Annotated in this window: 16 protein-coding genes; 2 read left to right on the top strand and 14 right to left on the bottom strand. The window is 33.1% G+C overall.

Annotated elements, in window-relative coordinates:
* The 9 genes from Q0770_RS07485 to Q0770_RS07525 all read right to left on the bottom strand — a co-directional run bounded on the left by Q0770_RS07485 (position 1) and on the right by Q0770_RS07525 (position 9,781).
* On the bottom strand, positions 1-1,278 hold the full coding sequence (locus Q0770_RS07485) for a nucleotide sugar dehydrogenase (protein WP_299115595.1): 1,278 nt from the start codon (positions 1,276-1,278) through the stop codon (positions 1-3).
* A 95-nt stretch (positions 1,279-1,373) separates the two neighbouring features.
* Positions 1,374-2,225 (bottom strand): dTDP-4-dehydrorhamnose reductase, encoded by an 852-nt coding sequence (gene rfbD, locus Q0770_RS07490; protein ID WP_299115597.1) that lies wholly within the window; start codon positions 2,223-2,225, stop codon positions 1,374-1,376.
* Positions 2,222-2,767 carry a dTDP-4-dehydrorhamnose 3,5-epimerase gene (gene rfbC, locus Q0770_RS07495; RefSeq protein WP_299115600.1) on the bottom strand — a complete coding sequence of 182 codons (546 nt, stop codon included), beginning with the start codon at positions 2,765-2,767 and terminating at the stop codon, positions 2,222-2,224. Before rfbC ends, rfbD begins: the two co-directional genes overlap by 4 nt.
* A gap of 1 nt (position 2,768) precedes the next feature.
* The gene (rfbA, locus tag Q0770_RS07500; protein WP_299115602.1) at positions 2,769-3,635 is read right to left on the bottom strand and encodes a glucose-1-phosphate thymidylyltransferase RfbA; all 867 of its coding nucleotides are present in this window, start codon (positions 3,633-3,635) and stop codon (positions 2,769-2,771) included.
* A complete protein-coding gene (gene rfbB / locus Q0770_RS07505; protein WP_299115604.1) occupies positions 3,636-4,649 on the bottom strand; it encodes a dTDP-glucose 4,6-dehydratase in 1,014 nt (337 codons plus the stop codon).
* Positions 4,642-5,691 carry a hypothetical protein gene (locus tag Q0770_RS07510; RefSeq protein ID WP_299115606.1) on the bottom strand — a complete coding sequence of 350 codons (1,050 nt, stop codon included), beginning with the start codon at positions 5,689-5,691 and terminating at the stop codon, positions 4,642-4,644. The genes rfbB and Q0770_RS07510 overlap by 8 nt, the downstream gene beginning before the upstream one ends.
* Before the next feature lie 3 nt (positions 5,692-5,694).
* Positions 5,695-7,386 carry a hypothetical protein gene (locus Q0770_RS07515; RefSeq protein WP_299115608.1) on the bottom strand — a complete coding sequence of 564 codons (1,692 nt, stop codon included), beginning with the start codon at positions 7,384-7,386 and terminating at the stop codon, positions 5,695-5,697.
* Between the two features lie 26 nt (positions 7,387-7,412).
* Positions 7,413-8,915: a GH3 auxin-responsive promoter family protein gene (locus tag Q0770_RS07520; protein ID WP_299115610.1), complete on the bottom strand. Its 1,503-nt coding sequence runs from the start codon at positions 8,913-8,915 to the stop codon at positions 7,413-7,415.
* Positions 8,915-9,781, bottom strand: coding sequence for a M23 family metallopeptidase (locus Q0770_RS07525; protein WP_299115612.1), 867 nt, complete (start codon positions 9,779-9,781; stop codon positions 8,915-8,917). The genes Q0770_RS07520 and Q0770_RS07525 overlap by 1 nt, the downstream gene beginning before the upstream one ends.
* 115 nt (positions 9,782-9,896) lie before the next feature.
* Between Q0770_RS07525 and Q0770_RS07530 the strand changes: the two genes are divergently transcribed.
* Positions 9,897-10,079 (top strand): twin-arginine translocase TatA/TatE family subunit, encoded by a 183-nt coding sequence (locus Q0770_RS07530; RefSeq protein WP_299115614.1) that lies wholly within the window; start codon positions 9,897-9,899, stop codon positions 10,077-10,079.
* Between the two features lie 65 nt (positions 10,080-10,144).
* On the opposite strand, the gene Q0770_RS07535 is transcribed toward Q0770_RS07530, so the two are convergent.
* From Q0770_RS07535 to pgk, 3 genes are all read right to left on the bottom strand, one after another.
* The gene (locus Q0770_RS07535) at positions 10,145-11,122 is read right to left on the bottom strand and encodes a DUF4837 family protein (protein WP_299115616.1); all 978 of its coding nucleotides are present in this window, start codon (positions 11,120-11,122) and stop codon (positions 10,145-10,147) included.
* 23 nt (positions 11,123-11,145) lie between these two features.
* The gene (locus Q0770_RS07540) at positions 11,146-12,822 is read right to left on the bottom strand and encodes a lytic transglycosylase domain-containing protein (RefSeq protein WP_299115618.1); all 1,677 of its coding nucleotides are present in this window, start codon (positions 12,820-12,822) and stop codon (positions 11,146-11,148) included.
* 64 nt (positions 12,823-12,886) lie between these two features.
* The gene (gene pgk / locus Q0770_RS07545; protein ID WP_299115620.1) at positions 12,887-14,074 is read right to left on the bottom strand and encodes a phosphoglycerate kinase; all 1,188 of its coding nucleotides are present in this window, start codon (positions 14,072-14,074) and stop codon (positions 12,887-12,889) included.
* A 64-nt stretch (positions 14,075-14,138) separates the two neighbouring features.
* On the opposite strand from pgk, the gene Q0770_RS07550 reads away from it, so the two are divergent.
* Positions 14,139-15,302: a DNA polymerase III subunit delta' gene (locus Q0770_RS07550; protein WP_299115622.1), complete on the top strand. Its 1,164-nt coding sequence runs from the start codon at positions 14,139-14,141 to the stop codon at positions 15,300-15,302.
* Positions 15,303-15,328: 26 nt separating this feature from the next.
* Here Q0770_RS07550 and Q0770_RS07555 read toward each other — a convergent pair whose 3' ends face one another.
* Positions 15,329-15,853 carry an OmpH family outer membrane protein gene (locus Q0770_RS07555; RefSeq protein ID WP_299115624.1) on the bottom strand — a complete coding sequence of 175 codons (525 nt, stop codon included), beginning with the start codon at positions 15,851-15,853 and terminating at the stop codon, positions 15,329-15,331.
* 226 nt (positions 15,854-16,079) lie between these two features.
* Positions 16,080-16,931 carry a class I SAM-dependent methyltransferase gene (locus tag Q0770_RS07560; RefSeq protein ID WP_299115626.1) on the bottom strand — a complete coding sequence of 284 codons (852 nt, stop codon included), beginning with the start codon at positions 16,929-16,931 and terminating at the stop codon, positions 16,080-16,082.
* Positions 16,932-16,947: the final 16 nt, after the last annotated feature.

Genomic DNA, 16,947 nt, shown 5'->3' on the forward strand with positions numbered 1-16,947 from the left:
TTATAATCTCTTGGTAATTTGTTTTTTATCTAAAGTTCCCTTTACATCATAAACAATAGATGTTTCCTTTTTTAAGTTTTTTAAGTTTAATTCTAAAAACTCTTTATGTGCAACTACATGAATAATTGCGTCATAAGAATTGTTATTTAATTCTTTTACCGTTTCTATTCCGTACTCTTTTTTTACTTCTTCTTTGTCTGCCCATGGATCATGTACATCTATATCCATGTTAAACGATTCTAAACTTCGGTATACATCGATTGCTTTAGTATTTCTAATATCTGGGCAATTCTCTTTAAAGGTTATACCTAACATTAAAATCTTAGATTCTTTAATAGTAATATTATTCTGTACCATTAGCTTTAATACCTCTGTTGCAACATATTCTCCCATACTATCATTTAAACGTCTCCCAGCTAGAATAATCTCTGGGTGATATCCTACTTCTTGAGCTTTTTGAGCTAAATAGTATGGATCTACTCCTATACAGTGACCGCCAACTAATCCTGGCTTAAATGGTAAAAAATTCCACTTTGTAGATGCTGCTTCTAATACTGCATGTGTATCTATGTCTAGCTTATTAAAGATTTTAGCTAGCTCGTTAACAAATGCGATATTAATATCTCGCTGTGCATTTTCAATTACCTTAGCTGCTTCCGCAACTTTTATAGTTGGAGCTAAATGTGTTCCTGCTGTAATAACAGATGCATATAAATCATTTACAACTTCTCCTATTTCTTTTGTTGAACCTGAAGTTACTTTTTTAATATTTGCTACAGTATGTGTTTTATCTCCTGGATTTATTCTTTCTGGAGAATAACCACAGTAAAAATCTTCATTAAATTTTAATCCGCTAATTCCTTCTAAAATTGGCACACATTCATCTTCAGTAACCCCAGGATAAACTGTCGATTCGTATATAACTATATCTCCTTTTTTTATAACCTTACCAATGGTTTCGGATGATTTTCTTAATGGTGTAAGAATAGGACTATTATTCTTGTCCACAGGGGTAGGAACGGTTACTATATATATATTACAATCTGCTATTCTGTTAACATCATAACTAAGTTCTAAACCTATTCCAGTATTTTTTTTGTTTAATACACTTTTTAAATTGTCGTCACTAACTTCTAATGTATTATCATGACCAGTATTTAAAGTATTCACTCTAGCTTTATTAATATCAAAACCTATAACCTTAAATTTTTTTGAAAACTCTACTGCTAATGGTAATCCAACGTAGCCCAATCCAATTATTGCAATTTTATGTTTCATGCTTATAATTATAATTTTATAATCTGAAAATCAGTATCCTCAGATAAAGACCACAAATATCGTTCATTTTTTAAGTATAAACCAAAAGCATAGCCTCATTTTGTCAATAGAAATCTTCCAAGACTTTCTTTCCAAGTTCTAATTTCTAAATCAAAAGTTGACATGGTTTTTTTTGTTGACAATACACTGTATACAGGACGCACAGCCTTTGTCGCATATATCTTAGAACTGATTGGTTTAATTTTTAAATTTAAGTCACAAATTTTACAAATCTGACAAGCAAATTCATACCAGCTTGTTTTTCCTAAATTACTAAAATGATATAATCCGTAATTTTTAGAACCAGTTAAAATAATTCTTAGAACAAGGTTTATTAAATCTCCTGCATATGTAGGACTACCAAATTGGTCTTTAACTACATTAATCTCTCTTTTTTCTTCGGACAGTTTTATAATGGTTTTTACAAAATTATTCCCGTACATAGAGTACAACCAAGAGGTCCTTATAATGAAGTAGTTCTCTAGCGTATTTATAACCTCAATTTCCCCATCTCTTTTTGTTTTGCCGTAAACATTAATTGGATTTGTCGTATCACTTTCTAAATAGGGTTCTTTTTTAGAGCCATCAAAAACAAAATCAGTTGAAATATGGATTAATATCGTATTGTTCATTCTACAGGCAATAGCTAATTTTTTAACTCCTGCTGTATTGACTGCTTTAGCTTTTTCAGATTCTGACTCTGCTTTGTCTACTGCAGTGTATGCAGCACAGTTTATACAATAATCATAGTCTTTGGCTTCAAAAGTTCTTGATATAGACTTCTTTGAAGTAATGTTCAATTCTTTTGAATCTTTAAAGGTAAAATCTAGTAAAGAGTGATTCTCTTGTAAATCCCTTAAATATAATGCAAGCTGACTTTCTTTACCCGTGACTAAAACAGAAATCATAGTGATAAGTTTTCAAGTTTGGGTAGCTCTAAATCTTTATCTGATAATTTATAATCTACACCAAGGCTTTTCCATTCAATACCAAGATTTACATCATTGTAGATTATACCCGATTCACTTTCTTTATTATAAAAATTATCGCACTTGTATGTGAAAATCGTATCGTCTTCCATGACTAAAAAACCATGCGCAAAGCCTTTAGGGATAAAAAGCTGAGTGTTGTTTTCCTCTGAAAGCTCAATTGAAAAATGAGCTCCAAAAGTTTTGGATTTTGGTCTAATATCTACTACAACATCTTGAACAGAGCCTCTAACCACACGCACTAACTTTGCTTGTGCATCTTTTCCCTTTTGAAAATGTAACCCTCTTAAAACTCCTTTAGAGGAGTGAGATTGGTTATCCTGAACAAAATTTAAATTTAGTCTTGTTTGTTCTTCAAATATCTTACTATTAAAACTTTCAAAAAAAGAGCCTCTTTCATCTTTAAATAGTTTTGGCTGTATTATGTAACACCCTTCAAGGTTGGTCTTTATAATTTGCATACTATCTGCTCTTAACTAAACTTAACAAGTGTTTACCGTAGCCGCTTTTAATTAATGGTTTTGCTAGTTTAATTAATTGCTTATCATCAATGTAGCCCATAGTGTATGCGGCTTCTTCAATGGCTCCTATTTTAAGACCTTGGCGTTCTTCTATAACCTCAACAAATTGAGAGGCTTGTAATAGTGATTGGAACGTACCTGTATCTAACCAAGCGGTTCCTTTATCTAATATACTCACTTTAAGATTTCCATTATTCAAATAAACCTTATTTACATCGGTAATTTCAAGTTCTCCTCTTGCGCTTGGTTTTATTTGCTTTGCTATGTTAATAACTGTATTGTCATAAAAATATATACCAGGTATAGCAAAATTAGATTTTGGTTGTTTGGGTTTTTCTTCTATAGATACTGCGTTAAAATTTTCATCAAATTCAACAACTCCATATCTTTCCGGGTCAAGAACATGATAAGCATATACAATTCCTCCTTCTGGGTTACTGTTCTGCCGAAGCAATTCTGATAGGCCTGTCCCGTAAAATATATTATCTCCTAAAATTAGAGCAACTTTATCGTTTCCTATAAAGTTTTCACCTATTATAAAGGCTTCTGCTAATCCGTTTGGTAATAATTGTTCTGCATACTGAAAGGTGCATCCTAACTGACTTCCGTCACCTAATAATTTTTTAAATAGTGGTAAGTCTTCTGGTGTAGATATAATTAATATCTCTCTTATCCCTGACCACATTAATGTAGATAACGGGTAATAAATCATTGGTTTGTCATAAATTGGCATAAGCTGTTTACTAACCGCTAATGTTAGTGGATGTAACCTTGTACCAGAACCTCCAGCGAGAATTATGCCTTTCATCTATGATGTATATTTATTTAAATACCAATTTACTGTTTTTAATATCCCCGATTCAAAATTTTCGTCCGCTTTCCAGCCTAATTCTTCTTCAATTTTTGAAGCATCAATTGCATATCTAAAATCATGGCCAGGTCTATCCGTGACAAAAGAAATTAAGTTTTTATAAGAATATTTTGATGGTTTTACTTCATCTAAAATACTACAAACTTTATTGACAATATATAGATTATCTCTTTCGTTTTTTCCACCAATATTATATGTTTCTCCCGCATTACCTTTTTCAAAAACCAAATCAATCCCTTTGCAATGATCTAAAACATAGAGCCAATCTCTTATGTTTTTTCCATCACCGTAAATTGGAATTTGCTCACCGCTAATGGCTTTTCTAATAATGGTTGGAATGAGCTTCTCATCATGCTGTTTTGGTCCGTAGTTGTTGCTGCAATTCGTAGTCACAACATTCATCCCATAAGTGTGAAAATAACTTCTAACTAAAAAATCTGATGACGCTTTAGATGCGCTATATGGACTATTTGGGGCATAAGGTGTTGTTTCGGTAAACAAACCTTCTTTCCCTAATGTACCGTAAACCTCATCTGTAGAAATATGATGGAATCTATTGCCATCACAGTCATTTTTTATTTTAAATGGCCCGTCCATCCAATGACTTCTGGCTGCATCTAACAGGATAAATGTTCCAACAACATTAGTGTTTATAAATGCGTCTGGACTCGCTATTGAGTTATCCACATGTGATTCAGCAGCAAAATGAATAACGTGACAAAAATTGTACTTGTCAAAAAGCTCTTGAACAAGTTGTTTACTGCAAATATCTCCCTTAACAAAAGTGTAATTGTTGTTTGAAGATACAGAGCTTAAATTAGAAAGTTCACCTGCGTAAGTGAGTTTGTCTAAGTTAACAATTTTAAAATCAGGATGTTTCTCTAAATAGTACTCTATAAAATTAGAGCCTATGAAGCCTAAACCACCTGTGATTAAAATTGTTTTATTCATAGTCTTTTATGAAATAGAAAATCTTATATAGACCGGTTAATAGAATAATTAAGATTAATGTTGCTAAAGGGAAAGTGAATTTAAAATTTTTATAAAAACTAGGCTCAACCGTACCAATTTCCTCAAATGTGGATAATACATCATAGAAATCACTCTCCACAATCTGTTGTTCATCTAGTAATTTAAGCTCATCTCTAATTTTAATCTCTTCTTGCAATAACTCGTATTCTTTGGTTTGCGTTTTTTCTTGAGCCAAAGGAAATGCCCCAGAAGGTAAGACTCCTGATTGCTTTTCAGAGTCAGTCTTCAGAACTTGGAGATAAATTTTCTGCACACTATCTACTCGTTTTAAATCTCTTAATAATTTGGTTCGTTGAATAACTATTGACGAATCTCTAATCTTCTTATTTTTTTGAGAGTATTTGTTCTCGAATGTCCTTGTAAATCCACCTTCTAAATCTTTAAAAACATCTCTCTTGATTGATTTTGCTGTTATTACAAAAGTTGTACCGTTCAAAACATCTCTATTATCAACATAATCTTTAAATGTTATACCTACCGCTATTGAACTATCAATAGTTTTTAAAAACCCATCATATTCCTGTATGAGATCGTTTTTTGTTTGGGGTCCAATTTCAATATCAAAACCTATCAAACTTGCACTGTCAGAACTATCAATTTCAAAAATTCTTGATATCTCATTAATATTTTTTTCATTTATTAATGCATTAAAATACTCGATGTTATCTGCCAATTGATATTTTGATTCAAAATAAGGTTTTACTAGCATGTCTGATGAATAGACTGGAGCACTATATCTCTGAGCTATGAATCCTATAGCTGCAGATAATGCTAAAACAATAGAAATCATTTTTATATTATTAACAAATGGTTTAAGAGTGTATATAATTATTCTAAATAGTCTAACAAAAATGCCTCTGAAAAACTTCGATAAGTCTCTAAATAATTGCCCTATCATTTTAAATAACTGTCCTAAGTCCACCTCTTCATTTTGTGGGGTTGGTTTTGTATTTTCGCTCATAATCTACTGATTAAAAATTTGTTGTAATATTTTTTTTGTTATAACATATGTTGGTTTTACACCTGTTGAGCCCAAGCCTCCTGAAGCCAGTGTGCTACCTGTCTCTAAAGGATTATCACTAGCATAATACGCATATCTCACTTTTACATCTTCATTAATACTACCCCTAACTCTCGATGCAGCTTGTATAGCTTTTTGATAGTGAGCACCCTCCATTTCTAAACCTATTACATTCCATGTCGACTTTTTAAAGAACTTTAATATCTCTTTATTTTGGAGAGATGTTCCTAAAACAGTTATCATAGAACCTTCATAAACATCAACACCGCAATCTACCATGTCTGCTTTACTTAACTCATTTTTAAACGGATAATTATCTGCAGTACCTTCAAAAATATGTGCAGAAGGAATCATCACGTCACCTTTTCCTCCTTGAAGAATACCTGCTTTGCCCATTATGGATATAGATTTAACATCTAAGTGTATCTTTTCTCCTTTTACAGATACAGGTTTTAAAAGCTCATCCATTGTTTCATATGCCTGCTCTCCAAAGGCATAATCCATGACAATAATAACAGCTTTGTCTTCTGCATTGTCTTGGCTGTATTCAAAAGCTACTTTAGAAAAATCTATCTGTGCTGTATCAAAAATCTGAACATTAATATTTGTGCCCGAAGTATCCTTTATGTAGGTCATTCCGTTTTTGAACGCCATAGTTTCAACCTTATTTCGCATTGCGTCATTATCTGGTTGACTTAAGCTTTCAAAAATTTCGTAAATATCTTTTGGTGCTTTGGACGTTTTTAGAGTGGTGTCTGCAAAAAGAGAATTCATAACGCTATGCATATTAGCGCTTATGATATGAATTGGTCGTCTTAACAAATCGTTTTTATTAAGAATAGATTTTATATTATCTGCCCATACTTCACCGTGGATATGATGCCCTAGTCGCTCTCTTAAAACAGGACTAAAAGTTACAGTGCGTTTATTGTTATTTACCGTCTCTTCGATTGCTAATTTCCCTAACCAGTATACGATATTTAAGAAACGTTCTGGTTGTGTCTCCGTAGCAAAATCTGCATAAGTTTGCGAAATCTCATTAAACGTACGACCCAAAATATGTGCTGTATGCGTTATCGCTATTTCTCTCTCTTTTTGAGTTAGTTTTTTGTTCTTTTTCACAGCAGACTCTAACTTACCCCAATCTCTTATCGTTGTACCGTCATCATCTATTAAAACACGTTTACTTATTTTATGAGATTCTACAAAAAGAAACGTCAAATGAGTAAGAATATCGTAAATCTCCGAACGCCCTCGAGTAATTTCAATATTCATCTGCTCATCATCTATACGATAGCAATTACGTCTTCGTTTTGGAGGAATTATAACCTTAAAATGCGAATCCCCATAACCTTCATCGCTAGTGAGATTTATAAAAGAACATTCTTCTATACCTTGAGGTAAACGGTCTACAACATACAAAAGACCTTCTAATTCGGCTTTTTCATCTGCTATGGAGCCATAAATCTCTGGTCTTAAAAGTAATAGTGCTTCTCTCAGCGTTTCTCCAGAAACACCCATGGGCTTATAAAAGCCTCTATTAAAAAGATGGCGCATTGTTACATACATCCGCTCAATAGCATTTGAACTCTGTTGTGCACGTGTTCTTTTATGTATTTTTTTAGTATTATTCATGCTTGTATTTAACCTGCAAATATAAACTATTTAACGAGTTCTCTTTTATATAAAGCATCTGCAATCTTGCGATCGTTGGCTAATCTTGGGATTTTATTCTGTCCTCCTAATTTACCAATAGATTTCATATAATTTTTAAAACCTCCTGTTTTAATTTGTGTGATTTTTAATGGCTGAAGAACTTTACCTTTAATTAAGTCTTTGTAATAGCTGTTTTGCTCTTGAAGAGATTGTTCTATTTTGCTAGAAAAATCTTTGAAATCAATTGGTGTGTTTTCAAATTCTACTAACCATTCGTGATAAGGTAAGCCTCTTTTAGGGTTTATTTGTGGCGCTACTGTAAATTCATTTATAGAAGCTCCAGATGCTTTTAAAGCTTCGTTCATTGCTTGCTCTACTTCTTTACCAATAACATGTTCTCCAAAAGCAGAAATAAAATGCTTTATGCGCCCAGAAACAGTAACTCGGTAGGGCGAGATACTTGTAAACTTAATAGTATCACCAATATTATATGCCCAAAGCCCTGCGTTAGTAGAAATAATCATAACGTAGTTTACACCTATTTTTACGTCTTTAATTGTGTGTCGTTTAGGATTTTCTTCAAAAAAATGTTCTGCTTCAATAAACTCGTAAAACATGCCTGAATTAAGCTGAAGCAACATCCCATTTTCTTCTTGCTTGTCTTGAAATGCAAAAAAGCCTTCACTTGCTGGGTACAGTTCTATACTGTCTACTTTTCTACCAATTAAGTTTTCAAACTTAGCACGATAAGGTTCGTAATTAACACCGCCAAAGATGAAAAGATTAAAGTTTTTAAAAATATCTCCTACTTTTTTATCTGTCTTTTCAATTAGTTTTTCAAAATACATTTGTACCCACGACGGAATTCCAGAGATAATAGTCATATTCTCTGGTAATGTCTCTTCTACAATAGCATCGACCTTAGTTTCCCAATCTTCTATGCAGTTTGTTTCCCAGCTTGGTAATCTGTTTTTCTGAAGATATTTAGGGACATAATGCGCAACAATGCCTGAAAGTCGGCCTAACTGAATTCCTCTTTGCTCTTTTAAAATGGGGCTTCCTTGAAGAAAAATCATTTTGCCATCAACAAAACTCGTATTACCAGTTTCGTTAATGTACATTAAAATCGCATTTCGAGCTGCCTCAACATGACTTGGCATACTTTCTTTAGTGATAGGAATATATTTTGCACCAGAAGTTGTGCCTGAGGTTTTTGCAAAATAAATGGGTTTACCTCTCCATAATATATCCTCTTCGCCATCAACAACACGTTCTACATAAGGCTTTAATGCTTCGTAATCTCTAATAGGAACACGTTTTACAAAATCTTCATGATTATTTATACTAATAAAATCGTGGTCTTTCCCAAATGTTGTGCCAGCTGCTTCCGATATTAATTTTTGAAATACTTTTTCTTGGGTTTCAATTGGGTTTGAAGACCATTTTTTAATACGCTTTGCGACTTTTTTTGCAAACGGTTTTGCTAATAATGCTTTAATAGATGCCATTATTGGAAATCAATAAAGTTTGTAGGATTAATTGGATAGCCTTTACTCCAAAGCTCAAAATGTAAATGCGGCCCTGTACTTAACTCACCAGTATTACCTGACATTGCAATAACTTCTCCTGCTTTTACCAAATCTCCTTGTTCTTTGGTAACAGACCCATTGTGCTTGTAAATAGAGATAAGTTCATTACTGTGCTCAACAATAACAACATAACCTGTAGATACGGCCCACTCTGAAAATATTACCGTACCATCAGCTGTAGATTTTACAGGTGTGTTTTCTGGGGCAACTACGTCTACAGCATAATGTTTTTCTTCAAGATTATAGCCTTCAGAGATTGTTCCGCTAAGCGGAGGAAATAACACAAAATTTGAACTGTTTGTCTCAGAATCAAAAAGATTGTATTTATCTTCTTTTGCTGCTTTTGCTCTTAATAATGAGTCCTCTTTGTTTGGAAAAATATCTACAATATTTTCATTCTTGGCGGCTTCAATAATAGAATCTCTATTAAACTCTACATCAGTAACATCTCCCGTAAGCACTTTTCTTATTGAAGCATAGTACCTGTCGTTAATTAATAATTGTTGTTGTAAAGAGTCTGCTTTATATGTCAAAACCGTAGCTTTTTTCTTTAAAGATGTGGAAGAATAACCAGGTATATATTCTCTTAAAGGTGTATATGCTATCAAAAGTGTTGTAAAGCCAACTAAAAAAATTGTAGATAAAGCAGTTATAACAAATACATTAAGCCTATTGAGCTTAATAGCATAGCGCTCTTCAAAAGTGTCTTCATTTAATACCACTAATCGATATTTGTGAAGCAGCTTTTTTTTAAGTTCTTTTTTCTTTTTTGCTTTATTAGCCATATTGAAACAAAAGTATATAAAATACCGCTATTGCTAAGTTATTAAATCCTAAAGTTAGCCCAATAACGCAGTAATTAAACTTTAATTATTAACTTTGTTCTCTAATTTAATTATTATGATTACAATGTCAATATTTTTAGTAATAGGTCCATGGCAGTGGGTTATTATCGGACTAGCTATTATTTTATTATTCGGCGGAAAGAAAATTCCAGAATTAATGAAAGGTTTAGGTAGTGGTATAAAAGAATTTAAAGACGCAAGTAAAGAGGATTCTTCTGAAAAGAAAGAGGAGAAATAAAGCCTTTTACAATAAAACAAAAAAGCCAACTTTAATGAGTTGGCTTTTTTTATAAGTCATATTTACTATTTAATCTTAATTGACTTTATAATAGACTCCAGTTCAAAAACATATTCTCTTTTATCTAATGACGGCGCATATACATAACCTTCAGCCACCAAATATCTATTATTTACTTTGTCTTCAATAGCATAGTTTACAAACGGACCGGCCATAGGTATTTTTTCATCTGCAATTTTCCAAACACCTCTAATTTCATAGGCTGGTTTATTGTCTATTATAGCTTCGTATATTGAAGGTGCATAGGCTTTTTCCGTAATCATCTGCATGCCATCTTCTCCTGGAATCCCTTTGGCAATCATAGTGTCTCTCATATTAATGATATCTTCTACCGTACTATCAGTTTTACTAATTGAATCTAATGGGTAGCTGTAAAACATCAAATCCATAGTTTTGTTATTGCTTAAGCTTTTTCTAACCCAATAAAAATCATCACTTGCACTAGCTATTCTGTATGCAGATGGTATATCTATTGTAAAACCCATAGCATTTTCCATTGCTTCGTCCTTTAGTAAAGATTTATTAATACGCCTGAGTTTTTCTTCAACTTCTCTTTTTGTAAAAGCATCAATAATCTTAGGTGTGTTTTCTTTCAGTTGATTTATAATATCCTGATCGGTTTTTCCTTTTACGACTACTATTGTTTGCGGTTTTGCATACACATCTTCTTTTATGAAAATACCTGATTCATCTGTTTTTTCGATTTTAAGAACCGTTCTACTTCTTGCCGCAAATCCACTAAAAACAGGTGTTGGGATTTGCCTTAAAGAAAACATTGGTTCGTCCTGAGGTAACCCTTTAGCTGGTGCAGCTAATACTTCACGAACAGCTTCTCCGACCTGACCTTCCCACAATATATTATCAGCAACTACAGATATAGAATTGATATTTCCTGATGATTCTGAAAGGTAGCGTACATTATCTTTTTTCTCATTACAGCTTAACACTAAAAACAAGCAAAAAAGGGAAATAATATGTTTCATTTTATTGAAATTTTTGAATTGGTTTACTTGGACACTACAAGAGTCATTCCAATTTTAAGTTTGTTACTACTAATATCGTTCCAATCTTTTAAATTCTGAACAGAAACTCCAGAAAATTTCTGCGCAATACTCCAAAGAGAGTCTCCTGATTTGACTTTATAGGTGTTTTTACCTGTGGTGCTTATTGGTTTTTTAGACTTTGTTTTAGGTGGTGTCGAAGACGACGATTTGGTAACTGGATTTCTTGGATAGATTGTTAGTCTCTGCCCTATTTTAAGGTTATTACTGCGTAATCCGTTCCATCGCTTTATACTGCTTACCCTAACACCATATTTACGTGCAATCTTTCCTAAATAATCACCACTTCTCACACGATACCTTACCTTAGTGTCGTTCTCAAAAAACTGAGGCAAAGGCTTTTCGCGCTTATCTAATTCTGCTTTTGCAAAAGCATATATTTTATCCTCATTTGCTACAAAACTGCCAATAGCATATCGTGGTAAACGAAGTGTGTAATTTTCATCTTTTATAAATGGAATAATATCCAATTTATAAGACGGATTTAAATATTGAAGCTCTTCAATCTTAACATCTGTAACTTCTGCTACTTGGTCTAAGGTTATCATTTGCTTTACACGAACCGTATCAGTTTCGACATATTGGTATTTTGGTCGCTCTGGTTTAAAACCATGCTCATCGGCAAATTCAAAAATATACATGGCAGCTAAAAATGCTGGTAAATACCCAGCTGTTTCACGTGGAAGATTTTGCCTTATATTCCAATAATTAGTATAACCGCCTGAACGCCTAATGGCTTTGGACACATTACCTGGGCCAGAGTTATATGACGCCAAAGCTAAATCCCAATCGCCAAAAATTTTGTATAATCTTGCTAAATATTTTGCTGCAGCTTCAGTTGATTTTATTGGGTCTCGACGCTCATCTACATAACTACTCACATCCAAATCATACTCTTTTCCTGTCCCAAACATAAACTGCCACAAACCCGTTGCACCAACTCGAGAACGTGCTCTTGGTTTTAAAGCAGATTCAACAATAGCTAGATATTTAACTTCTAACGGAATATCTTCTTTATCCAAAGCTTCTTCAAACATCGGAAAATAAAAATGACTCAGTCCCATAAGTCGCTCCATAGACGTTCTACGTGTTTTTAAATAACGCTTAATGACACTTTCTAATGATGGATTATATTCAATATTAAAAGGGGTGCGAGCATTAAGTCGCTTTAACCTTGCTTTTAAAGTGTCCGTTGACAATTCTGGATAATCTACAGGTTTGTAATCAAGCTCGGTTACCGATTTGTAAATAGTATCGTAAAGTGAATTACTGTACAATTCTTCAAGCCATTTTTCATCAATCTTAGCAGCTAGCTCATTATCATCTAAGGTTTTTATTTTGGTAGTATCCTTTACTGCAGGAATGGTTTTTTCCGTAATTAGCTTACCATCAATTGCTTTGTTTTGGGTGGTTTTAGACTGTTTGGTTTTTGTTTGATTTTCTGTATACTCTTTATAATACTTTATACCACCAATAATTGTATCAATAGCGTAGGTTTTGCCAGATACAAAATCCTTTTCTGTAATACGCTTTTTTGTTGGCTTAGGAATGGAGCCTTGCGAAGAAGCAGACATATTCATCAATACAACCGCTGTAAATAAAAAAAGATTTTTAATACTCATATATTGATTGTTTTAACAATGCTAACGAAAAATGCAGTTAAAATCGTGCTTTGTTTTAAAATAATTAATCTAGAATCGCAGCAATACCAGGTAATGTTTTTCCTTCTAAGCTCTCAAGCATTGCGCCTCCACCTGTACTTACATAACTTACCTTGTTTTGGAATCCAAACTGTTTTACTGCTGCAACAGAGTCTCCTCCACCAACTAAAGAAAATGCACCATTCTTAGTTGCTTCGGCAATAGAATTACCCAGCTCTATTGTTCCGTTGGCAAAACTTTCCATTTCAAAAACACCTAATGGACCGTTCCATAAAATAGTTTTACATTGCTTTACAACGTCATCAAAAATTAGTTTTGACTTTGGGCCAGCATCTAAACCTTGCCAACCATCAGGTATTTGTGTAACATCTACAACTTTAGTTTCTGCATCGTTGCTAAAAGCATTAGCTGCCAGTACATCTATGGGTAAATGAATTTTTACATTTTTAGCTTCGGCCTGTTTTAAAATATCTAAGGCAAGCTCCATTTTATCGTCTTCACAGATAGAATCACCAACGCTTCCTCCTTGTGCTTTTATAAAAGTAAAGGTCATACCTCCACCAATAATCAGGTGGTCAACTTTGTCTAAAATATTTTCAATTATGGTGATTTTTGAAGACACTTTTGCGCCTCCGAGTACTGCTAATACTGGTTTTTCTCCAGTTTCCATAACTTTTTGAATACTCTCTATCTCTTGAGCTAATAAGTAGCCAAAGCATTTATGCTCTGAAAAAAATTGAGCCACAATAGTTGTTGATGCATGTGCGCGATGCGCAGTACCAAAAGCATCATTAACATAGATGTCTCCCAGCTTTGACAATTGTTCAGCAAAATCTCTATCTCCAGATTTTTCTTGTTCGTGAAAGCGTAAATTTTCAAGTAATAAAACCTGCCCCGGATTAAGATTTGACGCTAATTCTTCTGTCTTTTCTCCAATGCAATTTTCAGCAAAAATTACTTCTACACCAATAATGTCTTCAATCTTATCAACGATATGCTTTAAAGAAAACTCATTTTGAACACCTTTTGGGCGCCCTAAATGCGACATTAAAATACAGCTTCCACCGTCTTCAAGAATTTTAATAATTGTAGGTTTAGCAGATTTAATTCTAGTGTCATCAGTCACCTCAAAATTTTCATTGAGAGGTACGTTAAAGTCAACACGAATTAAGGCTTTTTTATCTTTAAAATTGAAGTCGTTTATGGTTTTCATTACGTAAGTTTTATTGAACAAATATATAGATTAGAAACCTAATTTTTTTACATAGATTTGCTTTATGCTTTTTTCAGAAATTTTAGGGCAACATCATATAAAAAATCACCTCACCAAAAGTGCAGATGCTGGTCGTATTCCGCATGCACAATTGTTTGTTGGCCCTGAAGGTTCTGGGACCTTACCTATGGCAATTGCATATGCTCAATACATTTTGTGTAGCAATACCAATTCTGAAAATACAGAAGGAAATCAAGCCTGTAACTTTAAGTTTAATAACCTGTCACATCCTGATTTGCATTTTGCCTTTCCTGTAACTACTAACGATAAGATTAAACGCCACCCGGTTTCTAATCATTTTTTAGAAGAATGGCGACAGCTAGTCGATCAACAACCTTATGGTAATTTATTTGACTGGTACAAAATGTTAGGCGTTGACAATAAGCAAGGTCAGATTGGTGTTGATGAAGCTCAAGACATAGTAAAATCATTAAGCCTAAAAGCTTATGAAGGTGGTTACAAGGTGATGCTTATTTGGATGGCCGAAAAAATGAATACCGCATGTGCTAATAAGCTTTTAAAGCTTATTGAAGAGCCGCCAGAAAAAACCATTTTCATTCTCATTGCAGAGGAAGAAGAACAAATTATTGGCACCATTAGGTCGCGATGTCAAGTGCTTCATTTTCCACCTTTAGCTGAAGTGGTTATCGCCAAAGCTTTGGTTAAAAAGTACGAGATAGAGCAAAGTATTGCTAACAAAATAGCTCAGCAGTCTAATGGAAATTTCAACAAAGCTTGTGACCTAATTTATCAAGATAGTGAAGACATTCAGTTCGAGAAATGGTTTATTATTTGGGTGCGCTCCGCCTTTAAAGCAAAAGGTAATAAATCTGCTATTCGTGATTTGATTGGCTGGTCTGAAGAAATAGCAAAAACAGGTCGAGAAACTCAGAAGCAATTTTTACATTTTTGTATTAACTATTTTAGACAGGCTATGTTGCTAAATTATAAGGCAAATGAGTTGGTCTATTTAGAACCAAAATCGGATAGTTTTAAGCTTGAAAAATTTGCGCCTTTTGTTCATGATGCAAATATTTTAGAAATATCTAAAGAGCTTCAAGATGCTATATACCATATTGAGCGTAATGGAAATTCTAAAATTATCCTTACCGATTTGTCAATAAAGCTAACAAGGTTATTGCACAAAAAAAGTCAAGCAAACGCCTAACTTTCAAGCACTTGTGTGTGTTTTTTTTATTCTTTTTCTTCTGGTTTATATTCGGCATTTAATGCTTCAGTAATGGTTTTGGTTAAATCGTTTGCTTCCTGACCATACATTACACTACCGGCTTCATTTTTTCCTAGAATAAATGTATAACCATTAGCCTTTCCGTATTCACTTACAAAATCATCAACTTTAGAAATAATAGAATCCATTTCTTTAGCAAAAGCTTGTTGCATGACTTGTTGTTCTATTTGGAATTGTTGTGTTAATTGTTGGTTTTTTTGACCTAGCTCATTGTATTTTTCTTGAGCTTTATTTTGAGACATTTTTGCTTGAGCTAATTGAAAAGCTTTAACTTCAACCTGAAAGTCTCTATTAATACTATCCATTCGTTTTTCAAATACTTCTTTTTTGACTTTATAAGTTTCCTCTACATCAATTTTCATTTTATATTCATTGATAACATCCCCATTATCTATAAAACCTATTTTCTGTTGTTCTTGGCAAGAAGAAAATAAAATGGCGATTGCTAATAGTCTAAATATATTTTTCATGTCGTCTTGATTTTTGAAATTAAATTTTGGCAAATGTATAAAAGTTGGCCGATAATCGGCATTAAATATTCGTCATTAGTTTTTTCTATTGAAAACTGTTTTAATAATAATTATTACCTATTGAAAATGGACTGAAATTAAGTGTGAATTTAGCTCGTTCATTTTAACCCAACACAATCTTTAGTGTTAAACGCTTAAAACCCCTTAAAACGCTTTATTTAGAGTTTTAGCACTTTTTAAAGGTGTAAATTAAAGACGAATACTCTCCTGAGCGTTTTGCTTTGAGGTTTGACATTAACCCAACCCAAAATGCTTTAAAAGGATTCATGAATCCTCTTTTATATTTTTCAGAAAGTAAGCTTACATAAAATGAATCAAAAAGCATCGGTGCTATTTTATGAGAAGTAAATCCTAAGCTCTCAACTAATCGTTTTATTCCGTTTTGAGAAAAATGCCAAAGATGTCTTGGCACATCATAAGCTGCCCAAAAGGATTTATAATATTCCGCATCGTAGCTTTTATAATTTGGAACCGCAATTACCAAATGACCATTTGGTTTTAAAAGGCGATTGAAAATCCGGAGGTGTTCTTCCATATTTGGCAAATGTTCTAACACATGCCAAAGTGTAATGACATTAAAACTATTGGCGCCAAATTCTGAAAGCTTAGGAATATCAAAAACTGTGTTTTCTGTTTTTAAATTGGCAATTTTTCGAGCATCTGGATTAGGTTCGATTCCTGAAACATTCCAGTTATCTTCTTTAGCTGTTTTAAGAAAGTCTCCCGTTCCGCAACCAACATCTAGTAGTGTTTTTCCATCTGATTTGAACGAATTAATTAAACGTAATTTATTCTTTAAAGCGCGTTTTCTTATTAGATGATAAACTTGCTCTAAAAGATTTCTTTTTGTGTCGGTATGAGAAATGTAATCTTCACTTTCATAATATTTAGACAACTTATCCGCATGAGGTTGTGGGTGTGTTTTAAGAATACCCTCATATTGATTATAAACCAATTCAAATTGTTCTCCCGAAACGGAATGATCTTTTAAGGCTATAAATATATTTTTGTTTTTCATTTATAATAGATTCTGA

The sequence above is a fragment of the uncultured Winogradskyella sp. genome, assembly GCF_947501905.1.
In the GTDB taxonomy this organism is placed as follows: Bacteria; Bacteroidota; Bacteroidia; order Flavobacteriales; family Flavobacteriaceae; genus Winogradskyella.